The following is an 8,084-nucleotide window of genomic DNA, read 5'->3' as shown; positions in this document are numbered from 1 at the left end:
CGCTTGGCGATCTTGTGGAACGCGGCCACCGGGGCCACCGGGGTCGGCACCACGATCGTCTTGATCAGCTCGTCCGGCCGCTTGACCGTGCGGCGGTAGCCGGTGAAGTACTCGCGCAGCGGCACCGTCCGCTCGCCCGTGGCGGAGGCGAGCACCAGCGCGGCGTCCAGTGCCAGCAGCGCGGGCGGGCTGTCGCCGATCGGCGACCCGGTGCCCAGGTTGCCGCCCAGCGTCGCGCCGTTGCGGATCAGCCGCGACGCGAACTGCGGGAACAGTTCGGCGAGCAGCGGCACCCGGCCGTCGAGCAGCCGCTCGACCTCGGAGAGGGTGAGCGCGGCGCCGATCTCGATCCGGTCCGGCTCGACGGCGAACGAGCGGAGCTCGGCCACCCGATCCAGGGCCACCGTCAGGTCGGCCCGGGCGTGCCGGATGTTCAGCTCGACGCCCCAGTCGGTCGACCCGGCGACGAGGCGGGCGTCCGGGTGCTGGGCGAGCAGGTCGAGCGCCTGGGCCAGGTCGGCCGGCCGCCGGTACGCGGTGCCGCCGCTGCTGATGACGGTCGGAGCCGGCGCGGGGGCGGGCGCGGACCGGCGGGCGGCCAGGGCGTCCTGCTCGGTCGGCGCGCCGAGCGCGTAGGCCGCGTCCCGGATCGGACGGTACCCGGTGCAGCGGCACAGGTTCCCGCTCAGCGCGTGTAGGTCGAAGCCGTTCGGGCCGTGCTCGTGGTCGGGTGCATGTCCGGGTGCGTCCGGGTCGGCGTCGGCGCGCGGCCGGCCGTCGCCGGTCGGCTCGGCGTCGGCCGCGTCGGCCTGCGCCTGCGCCGGGGAACGGTCCGGGCGGTAGTACTCGGCCGCCATCGAACAGATGAAACCCGGGGTGCAGTACCCGCACTGGGACCCGCCGCGCACCGCCATCTGCTCCTGGACGGGGTGCAGGGCCGTCGGATCGCCCAGGCCCTCGGCGGTCACGACCTCCTGGGCGTCGAACCCGGCGGCCGGCACGAGGCAGGCGTTGATCGCGGTCCACCGGGTGCCGGCCGAGCCGTTGGCGCCGGTCGACTCGGCGGGCCGGGCGACCAGTACCGCGCAGGCGCCGCACTCGCCCTCCGCGCACCCCTCCTTGCAGCCGGTGTACCCCGTGCCGCGCAGCCATTCCAGCAGCGTGGTGTGGCCACCCACCTCACCCAGCGGGCGGGCGCGGCCGTTGACGACGAGATGAGGTTCCATCTGCGCTGACTCCCTCGTCTGCCCGTGACGATATCCCCGTCCGGGTGGTGTGTTCCCGAATTGCATGTCAGATCCCGGCCCGCCGGAGCAGTTCCCGGCTGGCGTCCCGCACCTGCGCGGCGTAGGTGTCCGTGTCGACCGTGAGCAGCCGGTCGCGCTCGACGACCGGCCGCCCGCCGACCAGGAGCAGCTCCAGCGGCGGGGGCGAGCCGAGCACCAGGGCGGCGATGGGATCGACGATGTCGATGTGCGGCAACGTGTCCAGCCGCCAGACCGCGATGTCGGCGAGCTTGCCGACCTCGAGCGACCCGATCTCGTCGGCCCGGCCGAGCACCCGTGCGCCGCCCATGGTGGCCATGTCCAAGGCGTCCCGCACGGTCAGGGCCTGCGGGCCGCCCTTGGCCCGGGCGAACAGCAGGGCGTGCCGGGCCTCCTCCAGCAGCGCGCACGCCTCGTTCGACGCGGCCCCGTCCACCCCGAGGCCGACGGCCACCCCGGCGTCCCGCAGATCCCGGGCGCGGGCGATGCCCGAGCCGAGCCGGGCGTTGGAGGTGGGGCAGTGCGCCACGGAGGTGCCGGTCCGGGCGAGCGCGGCGATCGAGTCGTCGCTCAACCAGACCGAATGGGCCAGCCACACCTCGGGCCCGAGCCAGCCGACGGACTCCATGTACTCGACCGGGGTGCAGCCGAAATGCTCCCGGCAGTAGTCCTCCTCGTCGAGCGTCTCGCACAGGTGGGTGTGCATCCGCACGCCCTTGCGGCGGGACAGCTCCGCGGTCTGCCGGAGCAGGTCACCGGTCACCGAGAACGGTGAGCAGGGCGCGACGCCGATCCGCAGCATGGAGCCGAATGACGGGTCGTGGTAGGTGTCGATGGCGTCCTCGGTGGCGGTCAGGATCGCATCGATGTCCTCGACCACGCTGTCCGGCGGCAGGCCGCCCTTGCTGCGGCCCAGGTCCATCGACCCGCGGGTCGGGTGGAACCGCAGCCCGACCCGGGCGGCCGCGTCGATCTCGGCCTTGAGCAGATCGCCGCCGGCCCGCGGGAACACGTAGTGGTGGTCGGTGGTCGTGGTGCAGCCCGTCCCGGCCAGCCAGGACAGGCCGCCGGTGGCGGCCACGGTGGTCAGCTCGGCGTCCAGTTGCTCCCACACCGGGTACAGCGTGGTCAGCCAGCCGAAAAGGGTGTCGTCGACCGCCAGCCCGCGAGTGATCCACTGGTACAGGTGATGGTGGGTGTTGACGAACCCCGGCGTGATCAGGCACCCGCCCGCGTCCACCACCCGCGCCCCCGGCACCTCGGGCGCCGGGCCGTCACCGACGGGGGTTATCAGGCCGTCGGTGACGACGACGTGCCCGCTGCGGTACTCGTGGGCCGCCGCGTCGACCGTGGCGACATGCGCGCCCTGCAGGACAAGGGTGGTCATCTCACTCCGCTTCCATCGGAACTGCTGTCGGTGCTGGGCAGTGCTGGGCAGCGCTGGGCAGTGCTGTCGGCCGCCGGCGCGCCCGGCCCCCCGGGCGGGGGGGGCCGGACCGCCCGCCCCCGACCCGATCAGGCCAGGATGGTTTCGAGCCGGATCAGGGCGATCTCCCGCAGCTGGGTGACCACCTCGGCCCGCTCGGCCTCCGGGGTGTTGGCGAGCCGGCGGCGCAGCTCGGCCAGGATCTCGTCCGCCGACCGGCCCGCGGCGCGGATCAGGAACACCCGGTCGAACCGGCGTTCGTACTCGACGTTCCCGTCCAGGATGGCCTGCTGCACCGCGGCATCCGCGGTTCCGACGGCCGACTGTTCCTTCCGGGAGAACTCGACGTCGTGCCCGGCGCCGGCCTTCTCCCCGATCCGGGGGTGCTTGGCCAGGGCCGCGCGCAGCTCGTCGTCGGTGAAATCGGCGGCGGCCACCCGGCCCTCGTGCAGCACGTGCTGGGCCGACGGGTAGGGCCGGCCGGCCATCACCGCATCCACCCACCGGGGCACGTCCAGGCAGCTGCGCAGCTCGGCGCGGGCGGCGTCGTCGGTCAGGTGGTTGAACCTTCTGGTCCCGGCGTCGAACTCGTCGTCGGCCGAGGCCTGGCGGGCGGCGGCGGGGGTGGTCAACTGATCGACCTCTTCCAGGAAGGTGGCTCGGGGCAGCAACAGCGGGCTGGCGTCGGCGACCAGATCGTCGAACCGGTGGTTGGCGATCTTGGCGACCTCGATGACGGCCGTGGCCTGCTCCTGCGTCGGGGAGTTCTGCAGCCGTTCCCAGCCGGACTTGAGGATCTGGTCCCGCTTCTCGACGTCCCGCACGGACATGATCAGCGGGATGCCGAACCGCTCCCGGTAGGCCGTGGTCAGGTGCGAGAACTGCTCGTGGTCCTCGTCGTTGAGCAGCATCAGGCCGGCGGCCGAGCGGTCCTTCTTCGATTCCTCGGACAGGTCGGGGCCGGCGTCGCTGCCTAGGTCCGGGTAGAAGGACAGTAGGTCCCGCTGCTCGCCGCTGTCCGCGGTGAACAGGGCGTCCTGGAAGGCCGCCCGCAGGGCCGGGGTGTCGGCGAACGGGCGCCGGTCGTAGGCCCGCTCGACGACCCACGTCGGGCCCTGGAACAGCCGGCCGAAGGTGTCGACGAACTGCTCCCGGGACATCCGGTTGACGTCGTCCAGCCGGATCACGCCACTGCGGGGCGACCCGGCCACGGCCGGGCCGTAGCCCTTGTCCAGGTGGTGGAAGACCAGGTTCAGGATGATCGCGGTCAGGCTGCCCAGGGTGATGCCGGAGCCGAAGATGATCTGGGCCCAGTCCGGCACCGCCTTGGCCACGTCCGGCTGCACGGTGACGAACATGGCCAGGCCGATGCTGGTGCCGACGATGACCACGTTGCGGTGGTCGTGGAAGTCGACCCGGCCCAGCGTCTGGATGCCGACCACGGCGACGGTGGCGAACATGGCGATCGCCGCACCGCCCAGCACCGGCGGCGGGACGCTGGCCACCAGCGCGCCGGCCTTCGGGACCAGGCCGATGAGGATCATGAACAGGCCGGCGGTGGCCACCACGTACCGGCTCTTCACCCGGGTCAACCGGACCAGGCCGACGTTCTCGGCGAAGCAGGTGTAGGGGAAGGAGTTCAGCACACCGCCGATGAAGGTGGCCAGGCCGTCGGCGCGCAGCGCCCGGGCCACGTCCTCGCCGCCGACCCGCTTCTCCACGATCTCACCGGTGGCGAACACGTCGCCGGTGGTCTCGACGGCGGTGATCAGCATGACGACGATCATCGAGATGATCGCGGCGGCCGAGAACTTCGGGATGCCGAAGTAGAACGGGGTGGTGACGCCGAACCAGGCCGACTCGGACAGGCTGCTGAAGCTGGCGTCACCCAGGAAGAAGGCGACCGCGGTGCCGATGACCAGGCCGGCCAGCACGGCCACGGTGGCCAGGAAACCCTTGAAGACGCGCTGGATGATCACGATGATCGCCAGCGTGCCCATCGCGTAGGCCAGGTTCTTGGTGCTGGTCGGGTCGGGGTTGGCCCCGCCGCCCACCGCGTCGAGCGCGGCCACCGGCAGCAGCGCGATACCGATGATGGTGATGACGGTGCCGGTCACCACCGGCGGGAAGAACCGGATCAGCTTGGCGAAGTAGGGCGCCATGAAGAAGGTGAAGAGGCCGGCGATGATGACCGCGCCGTAGATGTAGAGCAGGCCTTCGGTGCCGCCGCCGGCGGCCATCGCGATGGCGATCATCGGCGAGACGGCGGTGAAGGTCACGCCCTGCAGCAGCGGGAGCCGCACCCCGATCTTCCAGAATCCGATGGACTGGATGATCGAGGCGATGCCGCAGGTGAACAGGTCGGCGTTGATCAGGTGGATGAGCTCTTCGGTGGTCAGCCCGATCGCGCTGGCCAGCAGGATCGGGACCACCACGGCGCCCGCGTAGAACGCGAGCACGTGCTGGATGCCGTACACCGCCAGCTTGGGGATGGGCAGGACCTGGTCGACCGGGTGCTTCACGGACTTCTTGCGGGCGGGGCTCGCCGTCGGTGCAGATGCCATTTCAGGCCTCTCTGGTCCGGAGGGAGCATCCACGGTGATGCTCCGGAAGGCGGATTGTGGTTGTGTGGCCGACAGCGGTCGGCCCGGTAAACGAACGTCGGGACGCGGGACGGGCCGGGGACCGGTTACCCGTCGGGCCGGTGGTCGATCGGGCGGCAGGCGCGGCGGGACGGCATCGACATGGCAGGACCTGCTCTCCGTTGAGCTGTGGTGCGGCGGGGGTGGGTCGTCGCGCATTTCGGAAGCGGTCTTCCGCAGGTCGAAATATACTTGGTGACCCAGGGCACGTCAACAATTTGTTGAGGTGGTCGTCGTTCCGACGTTCTCGCTGGTCAGGTGCGGTCTCGGTTGAGGTAGTTGTACACCGTGAAGCGGCTGACGCCCAATGCCGAGGCCACGCTCTCCACCGACTTGCGATAGGAGAAGGCGCCGGCCTCCTCCAGCAGCCGGACCGCCCGCTGCTTGTCCGGCCGGGGCAGCTCGTGCAGGGGTTCGGCGAACTCGCGCTGCACGTCGGCCAGGATGCCGGCCAGCCCGCCTTCGTCCGGGCGGGGCTCCGGCTCGCCGCGTTCGTTCCGGCCGTCCACGGCGCTGCCCGTGTCGCCGCCGGCGGCCGTCCCCGCCGGTCGGGCGGCGAGCCGGACGGCGGTGAACACGTCCCCCCGGAAGCTCAGGGCCACGTCGCCGTCGGCCACCTCGGTCGGATCGATCAACCGGCCGCCGATCCGGTCCACCAGAGGTCGGACCGCGGCGATCAGTTCGTCCGCGGCGGGATCCGGGGTGTGGGTCATTCGGGGTCCGTGTGCGCGTCCGTCTGCACCTGCAGGGTGATCCGGGTGGCGCCCGCGTCCAGCGCCGCCACCATCACCGCGTGCAGGGCGTCCAGCACCTCGTTGCGCTCGCCGCGGACCTCGGTCCCCAGCGGCCCGAACTCCCCGGTCAGCCCGGCGTCCTGCACCACCTGCCACGCCCGCCGGGCATGCTCCGGCGGCTCGCCCTCCCCGTGGAAGGGCTCGGTGGTGAACTCGGCGACGACCCGCACCGCACGAGCCTACGGCCGCGGCGACCTTGCCTGCGAGTGTGGAAGAAAACCGCGGCTGGGCGCACATTTCTTCCGCCGAATCAGTCGGCAGATGTGGACAACCGTCGTTCCTCCTGCGTGGCGCGCAGTTGTCCACAGGTCGCGAGAAGCTCATTTCCCTTCGGCCGGGGACGGGCGCACCCTCGAGCGGTGTCCGAGTCACCTCCGGCCTGGCTGGCCCTCGCCGCACACCAACATGGTGTCGTGGCGCGGCGACAACTGCTGGCCCTCGGCCTGACCGGATCTCAGGCCCGTCGACACCTGGCCAACGGTCTGTGGCGCACCTTGCTGCCGGGTGTGTACCTCACGACGGTCGGGCCGGGGTCCGACCACGCCGTCGCGTGGGCGGCGCTGCTGTACGGCGGACCGGGTGCGGCCCTGAGCCACGGGACGGCCCTGTGGTGGGACGGCACACTGGATGCTGCGCCCGGCCGGGTGCACGTCAGCATTCCCGAGCGTCGGCGGGTGGCCCCGCAGCCGGGCCTGCGGATCCATCGGTCGTCCGGCCTGGCCGCCGCGGTGCACCCGAGTCGAACACCGACCCGGACCCGCATCGAGCACTCCGTGCTCGATCACCTGGCCGCGGGTGACGAAGGCGCGGTGATCGACCTCCTGATCCGCGTCACGCAGCGACGGCTGACCACCCCGGAACGATTGCTGGACACCCTCGCCGGTCGGGCCCGACATCCCCATCGGTGGCTGATCGGGGATGTCCTGGCGGATGTCGCCGACGGCGTGCAGTCTCCGTTGGAGCGGCAGTACCGGCGGGACGTCGAAGGCGCCCACCGGCTGCCTTCCGGACATCGGAACCGACGAGAGTACGACGGAAGGCGTTCCAAGTACCACGATGTCCGGTACGGCGGATACGCGACGGTCGTCGAATTGGACGGGCGGGCCGCGCACCGTCCCGAGGACGCATTCCGCGATCTGCGGCGGGACAACGCGCTGGCGTTGTCCGGTGAGACGGTGCTGCGGTTCGGCTGGCGGGACGTCGTCACCCGGCCCTGCCTGGTCGCTGCCCAGGTCGCCCAGGCCTTGGAGCGTGGTGGGTGGACGGGCGGGGGTCGAGCGTGCTCGGACGCGTGTGCCCTGCGCCTGGTCGCCTGACCGCAGGGGGCCGATGGCGGCCACGTCGGAGGAAAAGTGCGACCCGTCGCACTTTTCCTCCGACCAACCGGACGGCCCCTCGTGTCAGCCGCCCAGCGCCGCCTTGCGGACGGCGTCGGCGACGGCCGGCGCGACGTCCGGGTCGAAGACCGAGGGCACGATGTAGCTGGGGTTGAGTTCCTCGGCGGAGACGCAGTCGGCGATCGCGGTGGCCGCGGCCAGCATGGTGGCCTCGGTGATCTCGTGGGTGCCGGCGTCGAGCATGCCGCGGAAGAAGCCGGGGAACGCGAGCACGTTGTTGATCTGGTTCGGGTAGTCCGACCGGCCGGTCGCCACGATCGACGCGTGCTGCGCCGCGGCGAACGGGTCGACCTCGGGGTCGGGGTTGGCCAGCGCGAACACGATGGCGCCGGCGTTCATCCGGGCGATGTCCTCGCCGGTCAGCAGGTTCGGCGCGGACACCCCGATGAACACGTCGGCGCCGGCGATCATCTCCTTGAGCGGTCCGCGGAGCCCGCGCGGGTTGGTGTTGTCGGCGATCCACCGGCGGAACTCGTCCATGCCCTGCTTGGCCGGGTCGACCGCGCCGTGCCGGTCGCAGCCGATGATGTCGGTGAAGCCCTGCGCGGCGAGCAGCCGGA

General features: G+C 71.7%; 6 protein-coding genes and 2 pseudogenes. 1 reads left to right on the top strand and 7 read right to left on the bottom strand.

Going from position 1 to position 8,084, the window contains the following annotated elements; genetic code table 11:
• The 6 genes and pseudogenes from ACOJUF_RS17250 to ACOJUF_RS17225 form a co-directional block, all read right to left on the bottom strand.
• Positions 1-1,226: FAD binding domain-containing protein (locus tag ACOJUF_RS17250; RefSeq protein ID WP_420123054.1), on the bottom strand; the 1,226-nt coding region annotated here is incomplete at its 3' end.
• A 67-nt stretch (positions 1,227-1,293) separates the two neighbouring features.
• A complete protein-coding gene (locus tag ACOJUF_RS17245; RefSeq protein WP_420123053.1) occupies positions 1,294-2,652 on the bottom strand; it encodes an 8-oxoguanine deaminase in 1,359 nt (452 codons plus the stop codon).
• 128 nt (positions 2,653-2,780) lie between these two features.
• Positions 2,781-3,254 (bottom strand): annotated as a pseudogene (gene uraD / locus ACOJUF_RS17240) (2-oxo-4-hydroxy-4-carboxy-5-ureidoimidazoline decarboxylase); the annotation flags it as partial.
• A gap of 87 nt (positions 3,255-3,341) precedes the next feature.
• Positions 3,342-5,255 (bottom strand): annotated as a pseudogene (gene uraD, locus ACOJUF_RS17235) (2-oxo-4-hydroxy-4-carboxy-5-ureidoimidazoline decarboxylase); the annotation flags it as partial.
• A gap of 332 nt (positions 5,256-5,587) precedes the next feature.
• Positions 5,588-6,046: a helix-turn-helix domain-containing protein gene (locus tag ACOJUF_RS17230; RefSeq protein WP_420123052.1), complete on the bottom strand. Its 459-nt coding sequence runs from the start codon at positions 6,044-6,046 to the stop codon at positions 5,588-5,590.
• Entirely contained in the window at positions 6,043-6,297 is a 255-nt protein-coding gene (locus ACOJUF_RS17225; RefSeq protein ID WP_420123051.1) for a thiamine-binding protein, read from the bottom strand. Before ACOJUF_RS17225 ends, ACOJUF_RS17230 begins: the two co-directional genes overlap by 4 nt.
• A gap of 189 nt (positions 6,298-6,486) precedes the next feature.
• Between ACOJUF_RS17225 and ACOJUF_RS17220 the strand changes: the two genes are divergently transcribed.
• Positions 6,487-7,443 carry a hypothetical protein gene (locus ACOJUF_RS17220; protein WP_420123050.1) on the top strand — a complete coding sequence of 319 codons (957 nt, stop codon included), beginning with the start codon at positions 6,487-6,489 and terminating at the stop codon, positions 7,441-7,443.
• Positions 7,444-7,527: 84 nt separating this feature from the next.
• Here ACOJUF_RS17220 and ACOJUF_RS17215 read toward each other — a convergent pair.
• A partial coding sequence (locus ACOJUF_RS17215; protein ID WP_420123049.1) for a malic enzyme-like NAD(P)-binding protein occupies positions 7,528-8,084 on the bottom strand: 557 nt, incomplete at its 5' end.

The sequence above is a fragment of the Nakamurella sp. genome, from assembly GCF_048594475.1.
Lineage (GTDB): Bacteria > Actinomycetota > Actinomycetes > Mycobacteriales > Nakamurellaceae > Nakamurella.
This window is presented reverse-complemented; position numbering and strand designations above follow the sequence as displayed.

What these genes read in the sequence shown, in the direction of transcription:
- ACOJUF_RS17245 (WP_420123053.1), bottom strand. Translation starts at nt 2,652, where the DNA reads ATGACCACCCTTGTCCTGCAGGGCGCGCATGTCGCCACGGTCGACGCG.
- ACOJUF_RS17230 (WP_420123052.1), bottom strand. Translation starts at nt 6,046, where the DNA reads ATGACCCACACCCCGGATCCCGCCGCGGACGAACTGATCGCCGCGGTC.